Below are 23,254 nucleotides of genomic sequence, written 5' to 3' on the forward strand. Positions count from 1 at the left end.
GACCCCGCCTCAGTCGCAGTCGCGGCAGATCGGCTGGCCGTTCTTCTCCCGGGCCAGCTGGCTGCGGTGGTGCACCAGGAAGCAGCTCATGCAAGTGAACTCGTCCTGCTGCTTCGGCAGCACCCGGACGGCCAGTTCCTCGTTCGAGAGGTCTGCGCCGGGCAGCTCGAGCCCCTCCGCGGCCTCGAATTCGTCGACATCGACTGCGGAGGCGGACTTGTCGTTCCGCCTGGCCTTCAGCTCTTCAAGGCTGTCTGAGTCGACGTCGTCATCGGTCTTGCGTGGGGTGTCGTAATCGGTAGCCATTTCGCCTCTCCCCCTCTGGGTGTCTGCGGTGTCTCCAGCGCACGTAACGCGTGAGAGGCCGGACTTGTGCCCGCCTCGAGGCGGAGATTTTGCCTCACATCAAGGTCTGTTACTCAATCGACACCCAACCGAACTCCTCACGAGTGATCGGCTTGGATGGCGATGCGGACCGTACACGGTCCGAATGCCGCACTTCAAAGGCGTCTCACCGTGTACTTCCCGTGATCAGGACCCTTGAAAACCCGGATTTTCCGGGCTTTACGACGGCATTCATGATCACGGAGAGTAGATGGCCGGAAATTCGCCCTTGTGATCGATCACACACGGGAAACCCAGGTCGGGACCCAAAGAATTCCGCGCAAAGCGAACATCCCCGCGTGTGTCGGCGACATGATCTCAGACGGGGAAGGTGACCCGCATCACGAGCCCACCCCCCTCGCGTGGATGGGCCACGATATGACCGCCGTGCGCCCGGGCCACCGACCGCACGATGGACAGACCCAGCCCGACCCCCTTGTCACTGCCCGTCCGCTCCGTACGTAGCCTACGGAAGGGCTCGAACAGATTGTCGATCTCGTACGCGGGCACGACCGGCCCCGTGTTCGACACGACGAGGACCGCCTGTCCGTGCTGGACCTCGGTGGTCACCTCGACCCAGCCGCCCTCGGACACGTTGTACCGTACGGCGTTCTGCACGAGATTGAGCGCGATCCGCTCCAGCAGGACGCCGTTGCCCTGGACGACCGCGGGCTTCTGCTCGCCCCGGATCACCACGCCCTTGGCCACCGCCTCGCCGTGCACCTGGTCGACGGCCTGCTCGGCGACCTCCGCCAGGTCGACCGGCTTGCGCTCGACGATCTGGTTGTCGCTGCGGGCGAGCAGCAGCAGACCCTCGACCAGCTGCTCGCTGCGCTCGTTGGTGGCCAGCAGTGTCTTGCCGAGCTGTTGCAGCTCCACTGGCGCGTTCGGATCGGAGAGGTGCACTTCGAGCAGCGTGCGGTTGATCGCCAGCGGTGTTCTCAGCTCGTGCGAGGCGTTGCCCACGAAGCGCTGCTGGGCCGTGAAGGCCCGTTGCAGGCGCTCCAGCATGTCGTCGAAGGTGTCGGCCAGTTCCTTCAGCTCGTCGTCCGGCCCGTCCAGCTCGATACGACGGGACAGGTCCGAGCCCGCCACCGCGCGCGCGGTGCGGGTGATCCGGCCGAGCGGGGACAGCACGCGGCCGGCCATCGCGTAGCCGAAGGCGAAAGCGATCACGGCGAGGCCCAGGAGAGCCAGCAGGGACCGGCTGAGGAGGTCGTCCAGGGCGTGCTGCCGCTGGACGGCGTCGCACTGCCTGAGCACCGAGTTGATCTCGTCCACGGGCGCGGAGTTCACGGCGGGACAGCTCGCGCTGCTGACGTCGAGGCTGACCCCGCGAATCTGCAGGGACTGGCCGCCGCCGCCCTCGTGCAGGGCCTGCGCGGCCAGCAGGTAGATGATCGACAGCAGCAGGATCCCGGCGATCAGGAACATCCCGCCGTACAGCAGCGTGAGCCGTATGCGGATGGTCGGGCGCAGCCAGGGGAACGGGGCCTGCGGGCTCCTGGGGTCCCAGGTCGGCTTCGGGGGCGCCTGGGGAGGCGCGGGCGTCGATGCCACGGCCATCAGATCCGGTAGCCGGAACCGGGGACCGTGACGATCACCGGGGGCTCACCCAGCTTGCGGCGGAGCGTCATGACGGTCACGCGTACGACGTTCGTGAACGGGTCGGTGTTCTCGTCCCAGGCCTTCTCGAGGAGCTGCTCCGCGGAGACCACCGCCCCCTCGCTGCGCATCAGCACCTCGAGGACGGCGAACTCCTTCGGCGCGAGCTGGACCTCCTTGCCGTCGCGGAAGACCTCGCGGCGGTTCGGGTCGAGCTTGATGCCGGCCCGCTCCAGGACGGGCGGCAGCGGCAGGCTGGTGCGCCGGCCCAGGGCACGCACGCGTGCGATCAGCTCGCTGAAGGCGAACGGCTTGGGGAGGTAGTCGTCGGCGCCGATCTCCAGGCCCTCGACACGGTCGCTGACGTCACCCGAGGCCGTGAGCATCAACACGCGTGTGGGCATGCCGAGTTCGACGATCCTGCGGCAGACGTCGTCGCCGTGCACGAGGGGGAGGTCCCGGTCGAGGACGACCACGTCGTAGTCGTTGACTCCGATGCGCTCCAGGGCGGCCGCACCGTCGTACACGACGTCGACGGCCATGGCCTCCCGGCGCAGTCCGGTGGCCACCGCATCGGCGAGCAGCTGCTCGTCCTCGACGACGAGTACGCGCACGTCGCTTGTCCTTCCTGTGTCCACCCGCGTAGCGCTCCGTGAACGCACGCGGGCAGGGGCTGGTGGGTGTGGGCCTCCATCCTGCCCTTTTCGGCCATAAGTCGGCGGTAAGACGGGTGCGCGCGAGATGAAGGCCGGGTGTGAAGCCCGGGAATGCGAAATTTTCTCGAGACGTTGAGGTTTCCGTGGAATGGAGCGGGGGGAGGACGGCTTTACACACCCCGCGATCACGCTCTGCATGTGCCACAGCACCATGTGGTACTCCGTGTTCCGCTTGCCGCAGAGCGGGCGTGGGTGTCCGGCACCGTCGCCGCCCGGCAGGGCAGCGCTGGGCACCTATGGCAGACGTGATCGCCCCTTCCCAACCGGCACACCCCCGTGCCACCGACCCACGACCCAGGACGAGGGGGCGCAGCATGGACGCATTCACCGCAGGACTTCTGCACCGCATAAGGACGACCGAGTCCGACCTGACGCGGGCTCGCGACGAGGGCGACGACTTCCTCGTCGAGGTGGAACAGGCCGAGCTCGACGACCTGCGCCGCCTCGCCGCCGAGCACGGTGTGGAGGTCGGCGCGACGAGCGTCTGAGCGTTTCGCGGTACGCGGAGGGGCCCCGGCGAATCCAGCGCCGGGGCCCCTTCGCGTCTTCGCGCGAGCGGCTCAGTCGTGCCAGGCGCCGAAGTCCTCCAGGAGTCGCTGGAGGGGCTCGAAGACGCCCGGGGTGGCCGCCACCGTCAGGTCACGTGCGGGGCGTTCTCCGGGCCGCCCACCGGTCAGGGCGCCCGCTTCCCGGGCGATCAGGTCGCCCGCGGCGAGGTCCCAGGGGTGCAGCCCGCGCTCGTAGTAGCCGTCGAGACGGCCCGCGGCCACGTCGCACAGGTCGACGGCGGCCGAGCCGCTGCGCCGGATGTCCCGCAGCAGCGGGATCAGCCGCTGTGCGACGTCGGCCTGGTGGGCACGGACCTCGGTGACGTAGTTGAAGCCGGTGGAGACCAAGGCCTGCTCGAGGGGCGCCGCGGGACGGCAGGAGAGGGCACGCTCGCCCTCCCGCCCACCGGTCCCCCACGCTCCCCGGCCGCGCACGGCGTGGTACGTCTCACCGCGCATCGGGACCTCGACGACCCCGACGACGGTCTCGCCGTCCTGCTCCGCGGCGATGGAGACGGCCCAGGTCGGCAGCCCGTAGAGGTAGTTGACCGTGCCGTCGAGGGGGTCGATCACCCAGCGGATGCCGCTGCTGCCCTCGCTGGAGGCCCCCTCCTCGCCGAGGAAGCCGTCGTCCGGGCGGTGCTCGGAGATCAGGCCCGTGATCAGTTTCTCGGCCGCGATGTCCATCTCGGTGACCACGTCGATCGGGCTCGACTTGGTGGCGGCGACCGCGAGATCGGCCGGGCGGCCGTCCCGCAGCAGCTCGCCGGCCCGGCGGGCGGCCTCCTGGGCGAGCTCGAGCAGTTCCGTGTGCAGGGAGTCGATCACGCCGTTCCTCACGCGTAGGGGCTGTCGGCGCCCGCGGCGGCGGGCTTGGGAGCGCGGGCGGGGCAGCAGCCGACCGGGCACAGGTCGTGGCTCGCGCCCAGCGCCCCCAGGGCGCACGGGGTGACCTCCCGGCCGCTCTCCGCCGCGGCGCGCTCCAGGACGAGTTCGCGGATCGCTGCGGCGAAGCGCGGGTCGGCGCCGACGGTGGCGGAGCGGCGCACCGGCAGGCCCAGCTCCTTAGCCCTGGCCTCGGCCTCCGTGTCGAGGTCGTAGAGGACCTCCATGTGGTCGGAGACGAAGCCGATGGGGGCCATCACGACGGCCGGGACGCCGGCAGCGTGCCGCTCCTCCAGGTGGTCGCAGATGTCGGGCTCCAGCCAGGGGATGTGCGGCGCGCCGGAGCGGGACTGGTAGACGAGCTGCCACGGGTGGTCCACGCCGGTCCGGTCGCGGACGGCGTCGGCGATGAGTCGCGCGGTGTCCAGGTGCTGCCTCACGTACGCGCCGCCGTCCCCGTGCTCCTCGACCGGGCCGGAGGTGTCCGCGGACGCGTTCGGGATGGAGTGGGTCGAGAACGCGAGGTGCGCGCCGTCCCGGACGTTCTCGGGCAGGTCGGCCAGCGACCGCAGCACGCCCTCGATCATGGGCTCCAGGAAGCCGGGGTGGTTGAAGTAGTGCCGCAGCTTGTCGACCTTCGGCAGCTCGAGGCCCTCGGCCTCCAGCGCGGCCAGCGAGTCGGCGAGGTTCTCGCGGTACTGGCGGCAGCCGGAGTAGGAGGCGTAGGCGCTGGTGGCGAGGACGAGAATGCGACGGCGGCCGTCGGTGACCATCTCGCGCAGGGTGTCCGTGAGGTACGGGGCCCAGTTGCGGTTTCCCCAGTAGACCGGCAGGTCCAGGCCGTGCTCGGCGAAGTCCTTGCGCAGGGCGTCCAGCAGGGCGCGGTTCTGGTCGTTGATGGGGCTGATCCCGCCGAACAGGAAGTAGTGCTGCCCGACTTCCTTCAGGCGTTCCTTGGGGATGCCGCGCCCGCGCGTCACGTTCTCCAGGAACGGAACCACGTCGTCCGGGCCTTCCGGGCCGCCGAACGAGAGCAGGAGCAGGGCGTCGTAGGGGGTGGCATCGAGCGCGTCTCGCATGACTCGATCCTGCCACCCGCCTCTGACGGGCGGGAAACGACGGGGTGCCGGACGGGCGCCGAACGGGACGCCACCCGCACATCCGGATGCGTTAGGGTTACCTAACTTCGTAAGCTGTATGAGCTGCATTCACGCCTTACCGGCTCTGTCCGGGCTCACCGCACGCCTTACCGAGTCCCTGCCGAGCCGCCTTCTCACACGCCGCGCCGAGCCGCCACGCGCGCGTGCCCGGACCACCGGAGACCCCGTGCCCAGCCCGTACCACGCCCTGTTCGCCGCCCCCGGCTCCAAGGAGTTCTCCGCCGCCGGGTTCCTCGGCAGGATGCCGCTGTCGATGATGGGCATCGGCGTGGTCACGATGGTCTCCCAGCTCACGGGACGCTACGGGCTGGCGGGAGCGCTCTCGGCGACCATCGCCCTGGCTGCCGCCGCCTTCGGGCCGCAGATCTCGCGCCTGGTGGATGTCCACGGTCAGCGCCGGGTGCTGCGGCCCGCGACGCTGGTCGCGCTCGCCGCCGCGGCCGGGCTGCTGCTGGCCGCGCACTTCGAGTGGCCCGACTGGGTGCTGTTCGTGTGCGCCGCCGGGATCGGTTCCGTGCCGAGCCTGGGCGCGATGATCCGGGCCCGCTGGGCGGCCGTGTACCGGGGCACGCCGCAGCTGCACACCGCGTACTCCTTCGAGTCCGTGGTGGACGAGGTGTGCTTCATCTTCGGACCGATCATCTCCATCGGTCTGTCCACGGCCTGGTTCCCCGAAGCGGGCCCCCTGCTCGCGGCCTGCTTCCTCGCCGTCGGCGTCTTCTGGCTGACCGCCCAGCGGGCCACCGAGCCCGTGCCGCACCCGCGCGGGCAGCGCGGTGACGGTTCGGCCCTGCGCTCGCCCGGCCTCCAGGTCCTGGTGGCGACCTTCGTGGCCACCGGAACGATCTTCGGGGCTGTCGACGTGGTCACCGTCGCCTTCGCCGACGAGCAGGGCCACAAGGGCGCCGCCAGTGTCGTCCTGGCGCTCTACGCGGCGGGTTCCTGCGTGGCCGGGCTCGTGTTCGGCCTGCTGCGCCCCGAAGGCGCACCGGAACGGCGCTGGCTGCTGGGCGTGTTCATGATGGGCGTGAGTATGATCCCCCTCCTACTGGTCGGAAACTTGCCGTTTCTGGCCGTGGCGCTGTTCTTTGCGGGCCTGGCCATCGCTCCCACGATGATCACCACGATGTCCCTCATCGAAGAGCACGTACCACGCGCACAACTGACCGAGGGCATGACCTGGATCAGCACCGGGCTCGCGGTCGGCGTCGCGCTCGGTTCCTCCCTCGCCGGCTGGGTCATCGACGCGGCGGGCGCGCGGGCCGGGTACGGGGTTCCGGCGGTGTCCGGAGCCGTCGCGGTCGCGGTCGGTTTCCTGGGGTACCGCCGGCTGAGCAGGCCGGCTCCGGGTCGGGGAGGCACCGTTGAGCAGCACGACGAGCGGGAAGAACGCCACGTGGCGTAACTGGGGCGGCAATGTCGCCGCACGCCCCGCGCGGGAGGTCACGCCCGCCTCCGTCGACGAACTGGCCGAGGCCGTGCGCCGGGCCGCCGAGGACGGGCTGAAGGTGAAGGCCGTCGGCACCGGCCACTCCTTCACGTCGATCGCGGCGACTGACGGCGTTTTGATCCGTCCTCAGCTCTTGACCGGCATCCGCAACATTGATCGCGACAACATGACCGTCACGGTCGAGGCCGGAACGCCGCTCAAGAGGCTCAACCTGGCGCTCGCGCGCGAGGGTCTGTCGCTCACGAACATGGGCGACATCATGGAGCAGACGGTCTCCGGGGCCATCAGCACCGGCACGCACGGCACCGGCCGCGAGTCCGCCTCGATCGCCGCCCAGATCAAGGGGCTCGAACTCGTCACCGCCGACGGCTCAGTCCTCGTCTGCTCCGAGAAGGAGAATCACGAGGTCTTCGCGGCCGCCCGGATCGGCCTGGGCGCCCTGGGCATCGTCACCGCGATCACCTTCGCCGTGGAGCCGATCTTCCTGCTCACCGCGCGGGAGGAACCGATGCCCCTGGACAGGGTCCTCGCCGACTTCGACGAACTGTGGGCCGTAAACGAGCACTTCGAGTTCTACTGGTTCCCGCACACCGGCAGCACCAACACCAAGCGCAACAACCGCAGCGCGGGCCCCCGCAGGCCGGTGAGCCAGGTCTCGAGCTGGGTCGAGGACGAGTTCCTCTCCAACGGCGTCTTCCAGGTGGCCCAGTGGGTCGGCCGGGCGGTGCCCGCCACCATCCCGACGATCGCCCAGGTCTCCAGCAAGGCCCTGTCCGCGCGCACCTACACGGACATCCCCTACAAGGTCTTCACGTCTCCGCGTCGGGTGCGCTTCGTGGAGATGGAGTACGCGGTCCCGCGCGAGGCGGTGACCGAGACCCTGCGTGAGCTGAAGGCGATGGTCGACCGCTCGGGCCGGCGGATCAGCTTCCCGGTGGAGGTGCGCACCGCGCCGGCCGACGACATCACGCTGTCCACCGCCTCCGGCCGCGACACCGCCTACATCGCCGTCCACATGGTCAAGGGCACGCCCTACCAGGGGTACTTCACCGACGCGGAGCGCATCTTCACCGCCCACGAGGGCCGGCCGCACTGGGGCAAGGTGCACACGAGGGACGCGGAGTACTTCGCCGGTGTCTATCCGCGCTTCGGCGAGTTCACGGCGCTTCGGGATCGGCTGGATCCTGACCGCCGGTTCCAGAACGACTACTTGCGGAGGGTCCTGGGGACGTAGCGGACTCCGCGGGTGCGGGCGCCGTCGGGTCACCGGGCCCCCTGCCGCCCTCCGCGGCCGCTTGCGGCTCACCGTCCGGGCACGGTGAACGGTGTCCTCGCCGAACTCACCGGGGGCGGGCGGTGTTCCGTCCCCCGGTCGCGTCGTCACCTGCGCGTCGCGGAGCTGCGCCTCGCGCAGTTGCCCGTCGGTACGCCTGAGCGGCTTCGGGCCTTTCACGCGTACCGGCGACTTGCCTGCCTTTCCCGCACTTGGTCCACCAACCGCACCAGTGCGGGACGTACGGAGACTAAACGGATAGTTCCGTTTCGGGAGATTCCGTGAACTACGCCACGTTCAAGATCGCGAAACGCCCGCCACGGACGGTCAAGTCGCTCCCACTGCCAGAAGTTGAGTGGCGCGCCAATCCACGCACGTGGCCCAAATGGAGTACTGTTGCGAGCCCTGGGCCCGGTCTCCCGCCAGGATGTCCAGGGCCTCGCTGGACCGCTGGAGGGGGCTGGTTGCACAGGGTGACGGGGTTGGTCACTTAGCGTGGCGAATAGGTAACCGTGCCATAACGGCGGCACAGGACCTGTGCCCGACACGCCGGGCAACTCGGCAAGGTTGTGGCAGGCTGCACCCGGGCAGGCCACACTCGACTAGCGGAAGCAGCGACGCACGTGACGTCGGCAGGCACCACCCGGGAGGTCCCCATGCCCGAACTGCGTGTCGTGGCCGTCTCGAATGACGGCACACGGCTGGTGCTGAAGGCTGCGGACAGCACGGAGTACACGCTTCCGATCGATGAGCGTCTGCGCGCCGCCGTCCGCGGCGACCGTCCCCGCCTCGGCCAGATCGAGATCGAGGTGGAGAGCCATCTCCGCCCCCGTGACATCCAGGCGCGTATACGAGCCGGCGCCACCGCGGAAGAAGTCGCCCAGATGGCCGGCATCCCTGTCGACCGTGTGCGCCGCTTCGAGGGCCCCGTGCTGGCCGAGCGCGCCTTCATGGCCGAGCGGGCCCGGAAGACTCCGGTCCGCAGGCCCGGCGAGAACGCCGGACCCCAACTCGGCGAGGCCGTCCAGGAACGGCTGGTGCTGCGCGGCGCCGACAAGGACACCGTCCAGTGGGACTCGTGGCGCCGCGACGACGGCACCTGGGAAGTCCTGTTGGTCTACCTGGTCGCGGGCGAACCGCATTCGGCGAGCTGGACCTACGACCCGCCCCGGCGGCTCGTCCAGGCCGTCGACGACGAGGCGCGTTCACTGATCGGCGAGTCCGACGACCTGGCCGCTCCCGAGCCCAGCTTCCCGTTCGTCCCGCGTATCGCACGGCTGCCGCGCGACCGTCCGCTGGACCGCACCCTCGACCGGCCCAGCCTGCCGGCCCAGCCGTCCGAGCCGACCGAGGAGAGCACCGGCGAGCGGGAACGCGACTCGCTGACCAGCCTGTTGGAGGCGGTGCCGAGTTTCCGTGGCGACATGGTCGTGCCGGAGCGCCCGACGGAGCCCGCTCCGGAGGAGCCCGACGAGCAGGAGCCCGTCACCGAGGAACCCCCGGCGCCGGCCGCCTCCGCCGGATCCGCCTATGCGGACGTCCTCATGCCGCGTTCCGTCGGCAGTCACCGCGACCGTCTCGTCGGTGCCACCGACCGCCAGGCCGAGGCGGACGGCGTCCGTCCGGGCCGCCGGGCCGCGGTGCCGAGCTGGGACGAGATCGTGTTCGGCACCCGCAGGAAGAAGCAGGAGTAACCGGCCCTCGGCAACCCGCCCGAGGCGTCGGCCGGTTCGCGGGATTCGGTTCGCGCGCCAGGACATACGTGGGGGAGGTCCGCACCGGGCAGGTGCGGACCTCCCCCACGCGTCTGTGCGGAACGGCTACTGGGGATCGGGGCCCACGGCGACCGGCCGGGCCGGGTCCGAGGACCACTCCGACCAGGAGCCGACGTAGAGGGCCGCCGGAATGCCCGCGACCGCCAGGGCCAGCACCTCGTGGGCGCCGGAGACGCCCGAGCCGCAGTACACGCCGACCTCGGTGTCGTCGGCCGCCCCCAGCGTCTTGAAGCGGTCCTTGAGGTCCTCCGCGGACAGGAAGCGGCCGTCCGGACCCACGTTGTCGTTCGTGGGCGCGGAGACGGCACCCGGAATGTGCCCGCCGACCCGGTCGATCGGCTCGACCTCACCCCGGTACCGCTCCCCCGCGCGGGCGTCGAACAGCACTCCGGAACGGGCGAGAGCCGCGGCGCCGTCGGCGTCGAGGAGGCCCTTGGCACCCGGCACCGGCTCGAAGTCGCCCTCCACGCGCGCGGGGTCGTCGACCGAGAGCTCCCCCTGCCACGACGGCAACCCACCGTCGAGGACCCGCACGTCCGGGTGACCTGTCCAACGCAGCAGCCACCACGCGCGTGCCGCCGCCCAGCCCTGCCCGCCGTCGTACACGACCACCGGCCTGCCGGCCGAGACGCCGGCCCCGCGCATCGCGGAACCGAACAGCGCGATGTCGGGCAGCGGATGCCTGCCACGCCCGCCCGGCGCTCCCGCGAGCTCCCCGTCCAGGTCGACGTAGACCGCGCCGGGCACATGCCCGGAGTCGTACGCGGCACGGCCGTCGAACGGCGGCTCCCCCGCGGCCTTGGCCAGGCTGAGCTGCCAGCGGACGTCGAGGACGACGGGCGGATTCGCCCCCGCCAGGTCGCCTGCCAGTTCCGATGCGGTGATGATGACGTTCATGGCCACCATCCTCGCGTACGGAGTGGCCCCATCGCTGATGTCCGGCTACTCTGCTCGGCCGGACAGGCTCGGTCACGGGGCGTACGGGATCGAGCACATGCCGTACAGGCAATCGACATACAGCGACAACCACACGTAAACCAAAGAGAAACCCCCTATCAGGCATCCTCCGAGGGCGGCAGCGACGCGGCCACAGCAAGGGGCCGAGGAGAGAGTGACGATGACCGAGGCAGGCGGGTCGGCCGACCGGATCGGCGCAGCACACGCCAGGTACGCGCCCGGTACACCCTGCTGGGTGAGTCTGATGGCGCACGGGTTGACCGCGACGCAGGAGTTCTACGGCGAGCTGTTCGGTTGGGAATTCCAACCCGGCCCGGAGCAACTCGGCCCCTACGCGCGGGCATTGCTCGACGGCGAGGAGGTGGCCGGCATCGGCCAACTGTCCCCGGATCGCCACCTCCCGGTCGCCTGGACGCCCTATTTCGCCTCGGACGACGTGGACGCGACAGCGGAAACGGTCCGGCTGTGCGGCGGCACGATCGGAGTCGGCCCGCTGGACGCCTCCGACGCCGGGCGGCTGGCCATCGGCTCCGATCCCTCCGGCGCCGTCTTCGGCGTCTGGCAGGCGGCGGCCCATGTCGGCACCACCATCACCGGCGTGGCCGGCACGCCGGTCTGGAACGAGCTGACGACCTATGAGGCCGCGAGTGTCCGCAAGTTCTACGAGACGGTCTTCGGCTACGAGGAGACGGTGTCGTCCGCCGACTTCGACTACGTGACTCTGCACGTCGCCGGGCGCCCGGTCGCAGGCATCCACGGAGTGGGCACCGCGTTGCCCCGGGACCGGGGACCGCACTGGACGACGTACTTCGAGGTGGCCGACACGGACGCGGCGCTCGGCCTCGTAACGGGCCTCGGCGGGCGCGTCGTCGAACCGGCCCGGGACAGCGGCCACGGGCGCGTGGCGACCGTGGCCGACCCCGAGGGGGCCTGCTTCTCCCTGATCCAGGGGCCCCGTTGAGAGACGGCCCGTGAGGGCGTCGGCGCCTGGGGTCACGCGTTTGGATCAGGACGGATCAGGGAGCGGGGTCCGGTGCCGTGCATCGCAAGGCGGAGGAGGGAGTCAGGGCGGAGAGCCCTGGCGACCGACGACAACGCGGCGAGGTGCGGTGCCAGGGCTCGCGAGCCCGGCCTGATCCGAACGAGAGGCCTAGGTCGGGTCCGCAAAGTCCCGCCTGACTCGCGACGCCCGGCACGCGCGCTCGCCGCGTTGTCGGGATCGCCCACGTACACCGGTAGGAGGGCGACCCTCCGCCTTGCGATCGCACGCACCGGACGCCGCGAGCCCTGCCCTCCGGGCAGCCGGCGCTACTTCGCGGACCCGACCTAGCCCTGCTGCACCGGCAGCACGTCCGGCGAGAGGGCCGCCGCCCGCGCCGACGCCGAGGTCATACGGCGGCGGTGGTGACGTCGGCACAGGACCTCGTAGCCGACCGTGTCCGCCTGGTCGACGTCGCCGACGACGACCTGGGCGCCCTCCACGACCATGACGCCGCCCACCGTGCGGGCGTTGTGCGTCGCGCGGGCCCCGCACCAGCACAGGGCCTCCACCTGGAGGACCTCGACGCGGTCGGCGAGTTCGACGAGCCGCTGGGAGCCGGGGAACAGCTTGGAGCGGAAGTCGGTGGTGATCCCGAAGGCGTAGACGTCGATGTCCAGGTCGTCGACCACGCGCGCGAGCTGGTCGATCTGCTCCTCGGCCAGGAACTGCGCCTCGTCGGCGATCACGTAGTCCGCGCGGCCGCCCTGCGAGAGGTGGTCGACGAGGGAGGCGTAGAGGTCCTGACCGTCCTCGACCTCGACCGCGTCGGTGACCAGCCCCAGGCGGGAGGAGAGCTTGCCCTCGCCCGCCCGGTCGTCCCGGGTGAAGATCATGCCCTGGAGGCCCCGCGCGGAGCGGTTGTGCTCTATCTGGAGAGCCAGCGTCGACTTCCCGCAGTCCATGGTTCCGGAGAAGAAAACCAGCTCGGGCATGGGGAGTCGAGCGCCTTTCGGTGAAGGTGAAGAAGGAACGGGAGCAGGGCGGGAGAAAAGGTTCCGGGCGTCAGGAGCGTACTTCGAGCAGCGGGACGAGCTGTTCGGCAGGGGTCATCGAGCCGTGGTTGCCGACCATCGACGACTCCTTGGGCTCCCGCTCGGAGGCGATGATCAGGACGTCGTCCCGGGCGGCCGCGACCACATCGCCGAGGCGGGCGTACACCCGCTTGTCGATCTGCGGCCCGAACCAGCCCGCGGCGATCGCCTCGTCGCGCGAGGCGACCCAGAACTGCTCGCCGAGCACCTCGCGCCAGCAGGTCAGGACGTCGCCCTCGGCGCCCGGCACGGCGTACACATGGCGGGCGCGGCCCTCGCCGCCCAGCAGGGCGACTCCGGCACGCAGCTCCCAGTCCGCGTCGAAGTCGATGCGGTGCTCCTCGTCGAAGGGCACGTCGACCATGCCGTGGTCGGCGGTGACGTAGAGCGCGCTGCGTGGCGGAAGCTGCTCGGCGAGGCGCTGCACGAGCCGGTCGACGTACATGAGCTGGCCGCGCCAGGTGTCGGAGGCGACGCCGTAGCGGTGCCCCGCGCCGTCCAGTTCCGCGTAGTACGTGTAGACCAGGGAGCGGTCGCCGGCGGCGAGTTGCTCGGCGGCGAAGTCCATGCGCTCCTCGCCGGTCAGCCGCCCGTGAAACGTTCCGCCGCTGAGCGCGACCTTGGTCAGCGGGGTGTTCTGGAACGTGGGCGACGACACCTGGGCGGCGTGCACACCCGCCTTGTGCGCGAGCTGGAAGACGGTGGGGTACGGCTGCCAGGCGCCCGGGGCCGTCCACGGCTGCCAGCGGAGCTGGTTCATCAGCTCGCCGGTCGCCGGGTTGCGCACGGTGTAGCCGGGCAGGCCGTGCGCGCCCGGGGGCAGGCCGGTGCCGACGGAGGCGAGGGAGGTCGCGGTGGTCGCCGGGTAGCCGGCGGTGAGCGGGCGTCCGGTGCCGCCGCGCGAGCTGCCGAGCAGCGCGTGGAGGTAGGGCGCCTCGTCGGGGTGGGCCTTGATCTGCTCCCAGCCGAGGCCGTCGATCAGGAAGACGCAGTTGCGGTCGGCCGGGGTCAGCTCCGTGATCGCCGCGGTCGTACCGGGTACGCCCATGCCCGCCGCCAGCGTCGGCAGCAGGTCGGCGAGGGAGCCGGAGCCGTACTCGGGGACGGGGGCGGAGCCGACGGCGAGCGGTTCGGGGAAGTCCCAGGGGACGGAGTCGATCGGGGTGGGCGCGGAGCGCCCTCGATCATGGGCGGCGGGGGGAGGCGGGAGGGACATCAGCGGGTTACGTCCGCTGTCGCCTCGGAGAGCGACTGTGCGAAGACGAGTGTCTGGCGCACCGTCTCCGGGCCGTCGCCGGCCTCGCTCACACGCAGGCTGAGGTCGTCGGCCGTCGAACTGCCGGTGTAGCCGTGGTCGGCGTCGCAGTTGGGGTCGCCGCAGGCGGCCGGCTCGAGGTCGATGCGGGAGACGGCGCCCCAGCCGATGGTCAGTACGACCTCGCGCGGCAGGGTGCCCGGCGTGTACGACTCCGGGTTGGCGACCACCCGGCTGAGGACCACGGACGAGATCCGGCCGAGCTTCACGGACTCCGTGGACGTCGTGGCGTACGGCGTCGGAGAGGTACTGTCGGCGGCCTGCTCATCGGTGTGGCTGACGATGAAGCGGTTGCCGGTGAGAACCAGCACGGTCACATGCCGGCGCACCTCGTTCTGGTCGAACGTGGTCTCCTGGTGGACCAGGTACGACCGGATCGGCTCGCCGCCCACGGCGGCCTCCACCGCCTCGGCCACGAGGGCCGGGTAGTAGCCGCTGCGCTCGATCGCCGCGCGCAGCCCCTGGGTCGTCGTACTGGTCTTGGCCATGCCCTCCATCCTACGGGGACCCACTGACTGCGAGGCACCGCTCAGGACCGCTTCGCTACGTCCACGGCGGCCACGGCGCGCTCCGACGGCGCCGAGGGGGATCGCCCCCAGGGGCGAGCCGCTGTCCGGGCTGCGCGTCCACGCGCGCGTACCCTCCGACGCGCTCCCGGACGGTCTCCGACCGTCCGGGGCCTCCTGGCAGGGGTCCGTCCTGCGAGACCGGCGCGATCCGTCCGCCCAGGGGCGTGCTCAGTACGTCGGCAGCGTTCTCGGTCCGAGGTCGTCGCGGGCCGGTGGGGGCGCGAGGCGAACGGACGCGCCGAGGACGCTCAGGCCGTGCGGGGCGACGACGACCGGCTCGAGGGTGACCGCGACGACCTCGGGGTGGTCGTCGACCAGCCGGGACACCCGCAGCAGCAGCTCCTCCAGGGCGGCGGTGTCGACGGGTGTCGAGCCGCGCCAGCCGAAGAGGAGCGGGGCCGTCCTGATGGACCTGATCAGCGCGGCGGCGTCCCGGTCCGTGACCGGGACCAGCCGGTGCGCCATGTCGCCGAGCAGCTGCGAGGCGGCTCCCGCGAGCCCGAAGGACAGGACGGCTCCGGCCGCCGGGTCGATGACCGCGCGGACGACCGTGTCGACCCCGCGCGGTGCCATCGCCTGCACGACGGGACGGATCTCCTCCGGCTTGCCGAAGAGCTCGGTCAACTCGGCGTACGACCGACGCAGTTGCTCCTCGTCGGCCACGTCGAGGCGTACGCCGCCCAGGTCCGCGCGGTGTCGCAGGTGCGGGGCGGTGGCCTTGAGGGCGACGGGATAGCCGAGGGCGTCCGCGGCCCGCGCGGCCTCGTCCGGGGTGGGGGCCGGGATCGCCCGGCGGATGCGGATGCCGTAGCGGCCGAGCAGTTCGCACGTCTCGTCGGTGCCGAGGGTCAGGCCCTGCCCGCGCGCGAGGAGCCCCCCGATCAGTCCGGCGGCGCCCTTCTCGTCGATGTCCTCGTACTCGGGCACCTTGCCGGCGTCGGCCGCCTCGCGCCGCCACTGGGCGTACTTCACCGCCTCCGCGAGCGCGCGGACGGCGCGTTCGGCCGCGGGGTAGGCGGGGATCAGGTGTGTTCCCTCGGGCGCTTCGACGGCGGTGGGCGCCGGCGGCCCGCTGTCCTGGTCGTCGGGCCGCACGCGGTCCTGGCCGTCGGGCCGCACGCGGTCCTGGTCGTCGGGCCGCACGCGTGGGGCGGCTTCCGCGCGCGGTGCGGTGCTCGCCGCGGCGGACAGCGCCGTCGCGAGGCCGCCGAGTTCCACGTGCACGACGAGCACCGGCTTCGCGGGAGCGGCGGCCGCGGCCGACCGCAGGGCGTCGGCGAGCTCCGCGTCCCCGGGCGACCTCTCCCCGATCGCCGGGATCGCCGTCACGACCACCGCGTCGCACGTCTCGTCGGCCAGCGCCCGGGCCAGCGCCGCGTGGAAGTCCTGCGCCGACGCCTCCGTCGTCAGGTCCAGCGGCGGCAGCGGCCGCAGTCCCTCCGAGAGGCAGGCGTCGTACGTCAGCAGGCCCAGCGACTCGGAGTTGCCGAGGATCGCCACCCGCGGCCCCGTCGGCAGCGGCTGGCGGGCGAGCAGCAGGCCCGCGTCGACCAGTTCGGTGATGGTGTCCACGCGGATCACACCGGCCTGCCGCAGCAGCGCCGACACCGTCGCGTGCGGCAGCCGGGTAGCCCGTACGGCGTGCCCCTGCGGGGCGGAACCCGCGCCCTGGACGACGACCAGGGGCTTGGCGGCCGCCGTGCGCCGTGCGAGGCGGGTGAACTTGCGCGGGTTTCCGATGGACTCCAGGTACATGAGGGCGACATCGGTGTCCGGGTCGTCGTACCAGTACTGGAGCACGTCGTTGCCGGAGACGTCCGCACGGTTGCCGGAGGAGACGAAGGTCGACACGCCGGTGACGCCGGTGACTCCTCCGCCCCGCCGGTGGAGGCGGGACAGCAGGGCGATGCCGATGGCGCCGGACTGCGCGAACAGGCCGATCCGGCCGGGCCTCGGCATCTCCGGGGCCAGTGAGGCGTTGAGCCGGACCTCCGGGGACGTGTTGATGACCCCGAAGGCGTTGGGGCCGATGATCCGCATGCCGTACGCGCGTGCCTGCCGGACGAGTTCGCGCTGGCGCTCACGCCCGTCGGGCCCGCTCTCGGCGTAGCCGGCGGAGAGGACCACCAGTCCCTGCACGCCGTGCTCGCCGCACTCGGCGACGGCCTCGGGCACCTGCTCCGCCGGGACGGCGACGACCGCGAGGTCGACGGGTGCCGCTATGTCGCGCACCGAGCGGTGGGCGGGCACCCCGTCCAGTTCCTTCAGGTCCTCGGGAAAGGCCTTGTTCACCGCGTACAGAGGGCCGGTGAAGCCCGCCTCCCGAAGGTTGCCCAGGACGCTCCGGCCGACGCCGCCAGGAGTGCGGCCGGTGCCGACGACGGCGACCGAGCCGGGCGCCAGCAGCCGCCGTACGGAGTGCGCCTCGGCGCGCTGCTCCCGCGCGCGCTGCACCGCGAGGGAGCGCTCGGTGGGTTCGAGGCCGAACTCCAGGTGCACGACGCCGTCCTCGAAGCTGCGCTTCTGGGTGTAGCCGGCGTCCGTGAACACTTTGATCATCTTGGTGTTGGCGGGAAGCACCTCCGCCGCGAAGCGGCGGATGCCGCGCTCGCGTGCCACGGCCGCGATGTGCTCGAGCAGTGCGGAGGCGACGCCCCGGCCCTGGTGGGCGTCCTGCACGAGGAACGCGACCTCGGCCTCGTCGGCCGGCGCCGAGGCCGCCATGCCGTCGGCGCCAATGCGGTCATAGCGTACGGTTGCGATGAACTCGCCGCCCACGGTGGCCGCGAGTCCCACCCGGTCCACAAAGTCGTGGTGCGTGAAGCGGTGGACGTCCTTGGCGGACAGCCGCGGGTAGGGCGCGAAGAAGCGGTAGTACTTCGACTCGTCCGAAACCTGCTCGTAGAAGCTGACCAGGCGCTCGGCGTCGTCGACGGTGATGGGGCGGATGCGTGCGGTGCCGCCGTCGCGCAGCACCACGTCGGCCTCCCAGTGGGCGGGATATTCGTGGCGGTCCGACGCGCTCTGCATGGGGCCCAGAGTACGGCTCGCGTACGACAACGGCGCGAGGCAGTCTGTGGAGGACGAACGTCGGATCGAGGCCGCGATCCGACGACCACGTCCGGGAGCGGGTGACACAACCCCTCCCTCACACGCTTCACGTGTGGAACACTGGTCTAGACAACCTGAACACTGAAGGGCAGCATCACATGGCTGAGCGCCGCGTCAACGTCGGCTGGGCCGAGGGCCTTCACGCCCGCCCCGCTTCCATCTTCGTCCGGGCCACCACGGCCGCAGGTATCCCGGTGACGATCGCCAAGGCCGACGGCAACCCCGTCAACGCGGCCTCCATGCTGGCCGTTCTCGGCCTGGGAGCCCAGGGCGGCGAGGAGATCGTCCTCGCCTCCGAGGCCGACGGCGCGGACGCCGCCCTCGACCGTCTGGCGAAGCTGGTCGCCGAGGGGCTCGAGGAACTTCCCGAGACCGTCTGACCGCGCGCAACCCGCGCACCTGAGCCGGCGCCGCTCTCGCGGATTCGGTTGCGCGTCGTCGGGGTCGCTCAATTGACGGTTGCGGTGTTCGTCGCTTCAAAGGGGTCGTCCCGCCAACCCCGAAGGGCTCGTCCGAATTATCGGGCGAGCCCTTCGCAATTCCCGTTCCCGGGCAGCAGAAATAATCCCCCGCGAATTATCTCCTCTTTGTATACGGCCCCCGTGTTAATGCCGAAGGCCCGTCATGTTTACGGGAGGTTGCGAAGTCCTCACACGGTCGGCGCGCTCGGGTCCGCCGGAAAAGCGCAGCCGGTGCGCGGACGTCGCGCGCTCGGTGTGCAGCGACGTGATCGCCCGCGCGCGCTCGCCGTCACCGCGCGCCACCGCGTCCACGATCGCGCCGTGCTCCGCCCAGGACTCCACGGGGTTCGCCGGAGCCTCCACCGCGTACATCCACGCGATCTTGTGGCGCAGCTGGGTGAGCATCGACGTCAGGGCATGGCTTCCGGAGGACTGGGCGAGCGTCTCGTGGAACCAGCCCCCCAGGGAGCGCAGATCCTCGCTGTTACCCCTCCTGGCCCGCTCCTGCCCCAGCCGGACGAGTCCGCGCAGCACCTTGAGATGGGCCTCGGTGCGCCGCTGGGCGGCCCGGGAGGCGCCGAGCGGCTCCAGCAGCATGCGCATCTCCAGCAGGTCCGCGGCCTCCTGCTCGGTCGGTTCCGCGACGCACGCGCCCGCGTGCCGCCGCGTGACGACGAAGCCCTCGGCCTCCAGCGTGCGCAGCGCCTCCCGGACCGGGACGCGGGAAACGCCGTAGCGGCGGGCGAGGAGTTCCTCAGTGAGGCGGCTGCCGCGCTCGTAGACACCCGCGACGATGTCGTCCCGAATGGCCGTGCACACCGAGTGCGCCGGAATACGCATGACGGACCTCCGCCTTAATCCCCGTGAAACGTCGACGATTGACGTGTGTTCCGTGACTCTATTGCAATGAGCGGGAATTTCCGACGGCGGACCGGAATCCGGGGATATTTTTTGGACAGCGGGCCCTCGAAAACGACGAAAGCCCCGGCCGGGAGGGGCCGGGGCAAGACGATCTGTCGCCGTGGGTCGTCAGACGTTCACGCCGTGCTTGCGAAGGTAGGCGACCGGGTCGATGTCCGAGCCGTACTCCGCGGTGGTACGCGCCTCGAAGTGCAGATGAGGGCCGGTGACGTTGCCGGTGGCGCCGGACAGGCCGATCCGCTGGCCCGGGATGACCTGCTGCCCCACCGACACCGCGAGGGACGACAGGTGACCGTACTGGGTGTACGTCCCGTCGTTCATCTTGATGACGATCTCGTTGCCGTAGGACCCGCCCCAGCCGGCCTCGACCACGGTGCCGGAGCCCACCGCGTGCACGGAGGTACCGCTCGCGGCGTGGAAGTCGATGCCGGTGTGGCTGCCGGAGGACCACAGCGAACTGCTGGCCTGGTAGCCGGTGGAGACGTAGGAACCGGTGATCGGCGACACGAAGGTGTTGAGGAGCTTGCGCTCGGCGTCGCGGGCGGCACGTACGCGTGCCTCGCGCTCCTCCACGGCCTTCTTGGCGGCGGCCTGGCGGGAGGCCTCCTCGAAGGCCGCCTGCTTCTGCACGGCGACCTGGTCGTCGATCTGCTCGACGACGGACTCGCCGGCGGTGACGACGGGGATCAGCCCGGTCTGCTCGGGGGTGGGCTCGGCGGCGAAGGCCGGGGTGGAGGCGACGGTGGCCATGACACCGGTGGTGGTGAGCGCCGCGAGGCCCGCCGCGCGGACGCCGCTGCGCTGCATCCGGCTGGGCCGACGGTGCTTCCCGGTGGCGCAGGTGAACGCCATGAAGTTGGGGGTGTCCTTTCCTTCCTTCTCGCCTACCGGGTTAGCTGACGGGTTCGGAGCAGGAAGGTCTCCTACGGACCCCCTCGCGCTTGGCGCGCGGGCGTCCGATTCACCCCAGGGACTTCACAGTTGGGTCCCCGGCTCCCCTGGCTCGCGCCGTACGGGGACTCGGCGATGACTGTCCGGTGCCGCGGCTGCGGCGCACTGCCTGACGAACAGCCCGCATGACGCTAAGCGGCGCGGGTTTCAATCCTCAAACGGATCCCGGTTTTTGTAGCGCATCCCACAGGGCAGACAGGCAACCTCCGTCTCAATTCGGACATGCGGAGGCCCTGGTGACACTTTCGTCGACCAGGGCCCCTGCACGCGCGCGTCGTTGCCGGGAACTACTCCGCGGACACGACCTTCACCTCGCCGATACCGAGGGCCTCCACCGGTTCCTTGATCTGGGCCGCGTCTCCGACGAGGACGGTCACCAGCCGGTCCACCGGGAAGGCGTTCACGGCCGCCGCGGTGGCCTCCACCGTGCCGGTCGCGGCGAGCTGCTGGTACAGCGTGGCCTGGAAGTCGTCGGGCAGGTGCTGCTCGACCTGGTCGGCCAGCGTGCCGGCGACGGCCGCGGCCGTCTCGAACTTCAGCGGCGCCACGCCGACCAGGTTCTGCACGGCGACGTCACGCTCGGCGTCGGTCAGCCCCTCGGCGGCGAGGGTGCGCAGGACCTTCCACAGGTCGTCCAGAGCGGGACCGGTGTTCGGGGTGTCCACGGAGCCGCTGATGGCGAGCATCGCGGCGCCCGAACCGTCCGGAGCCGACCGCAGGACCTGCCCGAACGCGCGGACACCGTAGGTGTAGCCCTTCTCCTCGCGCAGGACGCGGTCCAGCCGGGAGGTGAGGGTGCCGCCGAGGCAGTACGTGCCGAGCACCTGCGCGGGCCACACACGGTCGTGCCGGTCGGCGCCGATCCGGCCGATCAGCAACTGCGTCTGGACGGCGCCGGGACGGTCCACGATGACGACCCGGCCGGTGTCGTCGGCCGTCACCGGCGGCACGGGCCGCGGCTGGCCCGAGGAGCCCGTCCAGGCGCCCAGGGTGTCGCCGAGGAGCGCGTCCAGGTCGACGCCGGTGAGGTCGCCGACGATCACGGCGGTGGCCGTGGCGGGGCGGACGTGCTTGTCGTAGAAGGCGCGTACGGCGGCGGAGTCGATCTTCTCGACCGTCTCCGCGGTGCCCTGACGCGGGCGCGACATGCGCGAGGTGGCCGGGAACAGCTCCTTGGAGAGCTCCTTGGCGGCGCGCCGGGACGGGTTGGCCAGCTCGTGCGGGATCTCGTCCAGGCGGTTGCGGACGAGGCGCTCGACCTCGCTGTCGGCGAACGCGGGCGCCCTGAGGGCGTCGGCGAGCAGGCCGAGGCCCTTGGGCAGGCGCGAGGCCGGCACCTCGAGGCTCAGCCGGACGCCGGGGTGATCGGCATGCGCGTCCAGGGTGGCGCCGCAGCGCTCCAGTTCGGCGGCGAACTCCTCGGCGGAGTGCTTGTCGGTGCCCTCCGAGAAGGCGCGCGCCATGATCGTGGCGACGCCGTCGAGGCCTGCCGGTTCGGCGTCCAGGGGCGCGTCGAGGAGGATCTCGACGGCGACGACCTGCTGGCCGGGACGGTGGCAGTGCAGCACGGTCAGGCCGTTGGCCGGCGCGGTGCGCTCGGGCGCCGGGAACGCCCACGGCCTGGCCTCGCCCGCCCGGGGCTGGGGGTGGAAGTCCATCGTGGCGAGCTCGGTCACCGGGCCGCCTCCTCGTTCTCGTCCTGGTCGGCGGGGGCTTCGGCCGCGGTCGGCTCGTAGACGAGCACCGCGCGGTTGTCGGGGCGCAGGCGGGCCTTGGCGATCTCCTGCACCTCCTCGGGCGTCACGTCCAGCACACGCTGGACGGCGTTGAGAGCGAGCTGCGGGTCGCCGAACAGGACGGCGAACCGGCACAGTTCATCGGCGCGGCCGGCGACCGTGCCGAGCCGGTCGAGCCACTCGCGCTCCAACTGCGCCTGGGCCCGCTCCATTTCCTCGGCCGTCGGCCCCTCCTCGGCGAACCGGGCGAGCTCCTCGTCGATGGCGGCCTCGATGACGGGCACCTCGACGTCGCCGGACGTCTTCACGTCCAGCCACCCCAGGGAGGGCGCCCCGGCGAGCCGCAGCAGGCCGAAGCCGGCCGCGACGGCCGTACGGTCGCGGCGCACGAGCCGGTTGTAGAGGCGGGAGGACTCGCCGCCTCCGAGGACGGTGAGCGCAAGGTCGACGGCGTCGCACGCACGCGTGCCGTCCTGGGGCAGGCGGTAGGCGGCCATCAGCGCACGGGCCGGCACCTCCTCCTCCACGACCTCGCGCAGCTGCTCCCCGATGACGTCGGGCAGGCCGCCGTCACGGGGCGCGGGCTTGCCGTCGTGGCCGGGGATGGAGCCGAAGTACTTCTCGACCCAGGCGAGGGTCTGCTCGGGGTCGATGTCGCCGACCACGGAGAGCACCGCGTTGTTGGGCGCGTAGTACGTGCGGAAGAACGCGCGCGCGTCCTCCAGTGTCGCCGCGTCCAGGTCCGCCATCGAACCGATCGGCGTGTGGTGGTACGGGTGGCCGTCCGGGTAGGCGAGGGCGGTCAGCTTCTCGAACGCCGTGCCGTAGGGGACGTTGTCGTAGCGCTGGCGGCGCTCGTTCTTGACGACGTCGCGCTGGTTCTCCATCGACTCGTCGTCGAGCGCGGTGAGCAGCGAGCCCATCCGGTCGGCCTCCAGCCAGAGGGCGAGCTCCAGCTGGTGGGTGGGCATGGTCTCGAAGTAGTTCGTGCGCTCGAAGCTGGTGGTGCCGTTGAGCGAGCCGCCCGCCCCCTGGACCAGCTCGAAGTGGCCGTTGCCCTTGACCTGGCCGGAGCCCTGGAACATCAGGTGCTCGAAGAGGTGAGCAAGACCGGTACGCCCCTTGACTTCGTGGCGTGAACCGACGTCGTACCAGAGGCACACCGCCGCGACGGGGGTCAGGTGGTCCTCCGAGAGCACCACGCGCAGGCCGTTGGCCAGACGGTGCTCGGTCGCTGTCAGGCCCCCGGAGCCTGCCTGGGCTGTGGCCGTGTGACCCATGGGCATGTACGTCCCTTCCGATCGCGGACGCGGTCGTCGAAACCGCGGTTTTCCTGCCGGTCCTGCCACTGTATGCAAGCGTGC

General features: G+C 71.3%; 20 protein-coding genes and 1 riboswitch. Of the genes, 6 read left to right on the forward strand and 14 right to left on the reverse strand.

Annotated features, from left to right (window positions below; genetic code table 11):
- Positions 1 to 9: 9 nt before the first annotated feature.
- From ACIPFH_RS26365 to ACIPFH_RS26375, 3 genes are all read right to left on the reverse strand, one after another.
- A complete protein-coding gene (locus ACIPFH_RS26365) occupies positions 10 to 306 on the reverse strand; it encodes a DUF4193 domain-containing protein (RefSeq protein WP_003993510.1) in 297 nt (98 codons plus the stop codon).
- 396 nt (positions 307 to 702) lie between these two features.
- The gene (locus ACIPFH_RS26370) at positions 703 to 1,944 is read right to left on the reverse strand and encodes a HAMP domain-containing sensor histidine kinase (protein ID WP_356254897.1); all 1,242 of its coding nucleotides are present in this window, start codon (positions 1,942 to 1,944) and stop codon (positions 703 to 705) included.
- Positions 1,945 to 1,949: 5 nt separating this feature from the next.
- Positions 1,950 to 2,603 carry a response regulator transcription factor gene (locus tag ACIPFH_RS26375; protein ID WP_356254900.1) on the reverse strand — a complete coding sequence of 218 codons (654 nt, stop codon included), beginning with the start codon at positions 2,601 to 2,603 and terminating at the stop codon, positions 1,950 to 1,952.
- A 416-nt stretch (positions 2,604 to 3,019) separates the two neighbouring features.
- Here ACIPFH_RS26375 and ACIPFH_RS26380 point away from each other — a divergent pair, with 416 nt between their 5' ends.
- On the forward strand, positions 3,020 to 3,193 hold the full coding sequence (locus ACIPFH_RS26380; protein ID WP_171399964.1) for a hypothetical protein: 174 nt from the start codon (positions 3,020 to 3,022) through the stop codon (positions 3,191 to 3,193).
- A 72-nt stretch (positions 3,194 to 3,265) separates the two neighbouring features.
- Here ACIPFH_RS26380 and ACIPFH_RS26385 read toward each other — a convergent pair whose 3' ends face one another.
- Both ACIPFH_RS26385 and ACIPFH_RS26390 read right to left on the reverse strand, forming a co-directional pair.
- A complete protein-coding gene (locus ACIPFH_RS26385) occupies positions 3,266 to 4,081 on the reverse strand; it encodes an inositol monophosphatase family protein (RefSeq protein WP_401830024.1) in 816 nt (271 codons plus the stop codon).
- Between the two features lie 8 nt (positions 4,082 to 4,089).
- Positions 4,090 to 5,217, reverse strand: a complete 1,128-nt coding sequence (locus ACIPFH_RS26390) for a ferrochelatase (RefSeq protein ID WP_401830027.1) — start codon at positions 5,215 to 5,217, stop codon at positions 4,090 to 4,092.
- A gap of 247 nt (positions 5,218 to 5,464) precedes the next feature.
- Here ACIPFH_RS26390 and ACIPFH_RS26395 point away from each other — a divergent pair, with 247 nt between their 5' ends.
- The 3 genes from ACIPFH_RS26395 to sepH all read left to right on the forward strand — a co-directional run bounded on the left by ACIPFH_RS26395 (position 5,465) and on the right by sepH (position 9,715).
- Positions 5,465 to 6,703: an MFS transporter gene (locus tag ACIPFH_RS26395; protein ID WP_401830030.1), complete on the forward strand. Its 1,239-nt coding sequence runs from the start codon at positions 5,465 to 5,467 to the stop codon at positions 6,701 to 6,703.
- On the forward strand, positions 6,663 to 7,982 hold the full coding sequence (locus ACIPFH_RS26400) for a D-arabinono-1,4-lactone oxidase (protein WP_401830032.1): 1,320 nt from the start codon (positions 6,663 to 6,665) through the stop codon (positions 7,980 to 7,982). Before ACIPFH_RS26395 ends, ACIPFH_RS26400 begins: the two co-directional genes overlap by 41 nt.
- Positions 7,983 to 8,677: 695 nt before the next feature.
- Positions 8,678 to 9,715, forward strand: coding sequence for a septation protein SepH (gene sepH / locus ACIPFH_RS26405; protein ID WP_356254915.1), 1,038 nt, complete (start codon positions 8,678 to 8,680; stop codon positions 9,713 to 9,715).
- Between the two features lie 126 nt (positions 9,716 to 9,841).
- Here sepH and ACIPFH_RS26410 read toward each other — a convergent pair whose 3' ends face one another.
- Positions 9,842 to 10,693, reverse strand: coding sequence for a sulfurtransferase (locus ACIPFH_RS26410; protein WP_401830034.1), 852 nt, complete (start codon positions 10,691 to 10,693; stop codon positions 9,842 to 9,844).
- A gap of 220 nt (positions 10,694 to 10,913) precedes the next feature.
- Here ACIPFH_RS26410 and ACIPFH_RS26415 point away from each other — a divergent pair, with 220 nt between their 5' ends.
- Entirely contained in the window at positions 10,914 to 11,714 is an 801-nt protein-coding gene (locus ACIPFH_RS26415) for a VOC family protein (protein WP_356254921.1), read from the forward strand.
- Positions 11,715 to 12,079: 365 nt separating this feature from the next.
- Here the strand turns inward: ACIPFH_RS26415 and ACIPFH_RS26420 are convergent, their stop codons facing one another.
- From ACIPFH_RS26420 to ACIPFH_RS26435, 4 genes are all read right to left on the reverse strand, one after another.
- Positions 12,080 to 12,727: a thymidine kinase gene (locus ACIPFH_RS26420; RefSeq protein ID WP_356254924.1), complete on the reverse strand. Its 648-nt coding sequence runs from the start codon at positions 12,725 to 12,727 to the stop codon at positions 12,080 to 12,082.
- A 70-nt stretch (positions 12,728 to 12,797) separates the two neighbouring features.
- A complete protein-coding gene (locus tag ACIPFH_RS26425; protein WP_401830037.1) occupies positions 12,798 to 14,042 on the reverse strand; it encodes an alkaline phosphatase family protein in 1,245 nt (414 codons plus the stop codon).
- Positions 14,042 to 14,638: a DUF5998 family protein gene (locus tag ACIPFH_RS26430; protein WP_401830242.1), complete on the reverse strand. Its 597-nt coding sequence runs from the start codon at positions 14,636 to 14,638 to the stop codon at positions 14,042 to 14,044. The genes ACIPFH_RS26425 and ACIPFH_RS26430 overlap by 1 nt, the downstream gene beginning before the upstream one ends.
- Positions 14,639 to 14,878: 240 nt before the next feature.
- Entirely contained in the window at positions 14,879 to 17,740 is a 2,862-nt protein-coding gene (locus ACIPFH_RS26435) for a GNAT family N-acetyltransferase (RefSeq protein ID WP_401830040.1), read from the reverse strand.
- A gap of 179 nt (positions 17,741 to 17,919) precedes the next feature.
- On the opposite strand from ACIPFH_RS26435, the gene ACIPFH_RS26440 reads away from it, so the two are divergent.
- The gene (locus tag ACIPFH_RS26440; protein WP_355703427.1) at positions 17,920 to 18,201 is read left to right on the forward strand and encodes an HPr family phosphocarrier protein; all 282 of its coding nucleotides are present in this window, start codon (positions 17,920 to 17,922) and stop codon (positions 18,199 to 18,201) included.
- A 225-nt stretch (positions 18,202 to 18,426) separates the two neighbouring features.
- On the opposite strand, the gene ACIPFH_RS26445 is transcribed toward ACIPFH_RS26440, so the two are convergent.
- The 4 genes from ACIPFH_RS26445 to ACIPFH_RS26460 all read right to left on the reverse strand — a co-directional run bounded on the left by ACIPFH_RS26445 (position 18,427) and on the right by ACIPFH_RS26460 (position 23,176).
- Positions 18,427 to 19,122, reverse strand: a complete 696-nt coding sequence (locus tag ACIPFH_RS26445; RefSeq protein ID WP_401830041.1) for a GntR family transcriptional regulator — start codon at positions 19,120 to 19,122, stop codon at positions 18,427 to 18,429.
- Positions 19,123 to 19,311: 189 nt separating this feature from the next.
- Positions 19,312 to 20,055, reverse strand: coding sequence for a M23 family metallopeptidase (locus ACIPFH_RS26450; RefSeq protein ID WP_401830043.1), 744 nt, complete (start codon positions 20,053 to 20,055; stop codon positions 19,312 to 19,314).
- Positions 20,056 to 20,070: 15 nt separating this feature from the next.
- Positions 20,071 to 20,239, reverse strand: a riboswitch (cyclic di-AMP (ydaO/yuaA leader).
- A 202-nt stretch (positions 20,240 to 20,441) separates the two neighbouring features.
- Positions 20,442 to 21,830 (reverse strand): M16 family metallopeptidase, encoded by a 1,389-nt coding sequence (locus tag ACIPFH_RS26455; protein WP_401830045.1) that lies wholly within the window; start codon positions 21,828 to 21,830, stop codon positions 20,442 to 20,444.
- On the reverse strand, positions 21,827 to 23,176 hold the full coding sequence (locus ACIPFH_RS26460; RefSeq protein WP_356254942.1) for a pitrilysin family protein: 1,350 nt from the start codon (positions 23,174 to 23,176) through the stop codon (positions 21,827 to 21,829). The genes ACIPFH_RS26455 and ACIPFH_RS26460 overlap by 4 nt, the downstream gene beginning before the upstream one ends.
- Between the last annotated feature and the right edge of the window lie 78 nt (positions 23,177 to 23,254).

Origin of the sequence: Streptomyces sp. NPDC088157, assembly GCF_044741545.1 — a bacterium.
Taxonomy (GTDB): Bacteria; Actinomycetota; Actinomycetes; order Streptomycetales; family Streptomycetaceae; genus Streptomyces.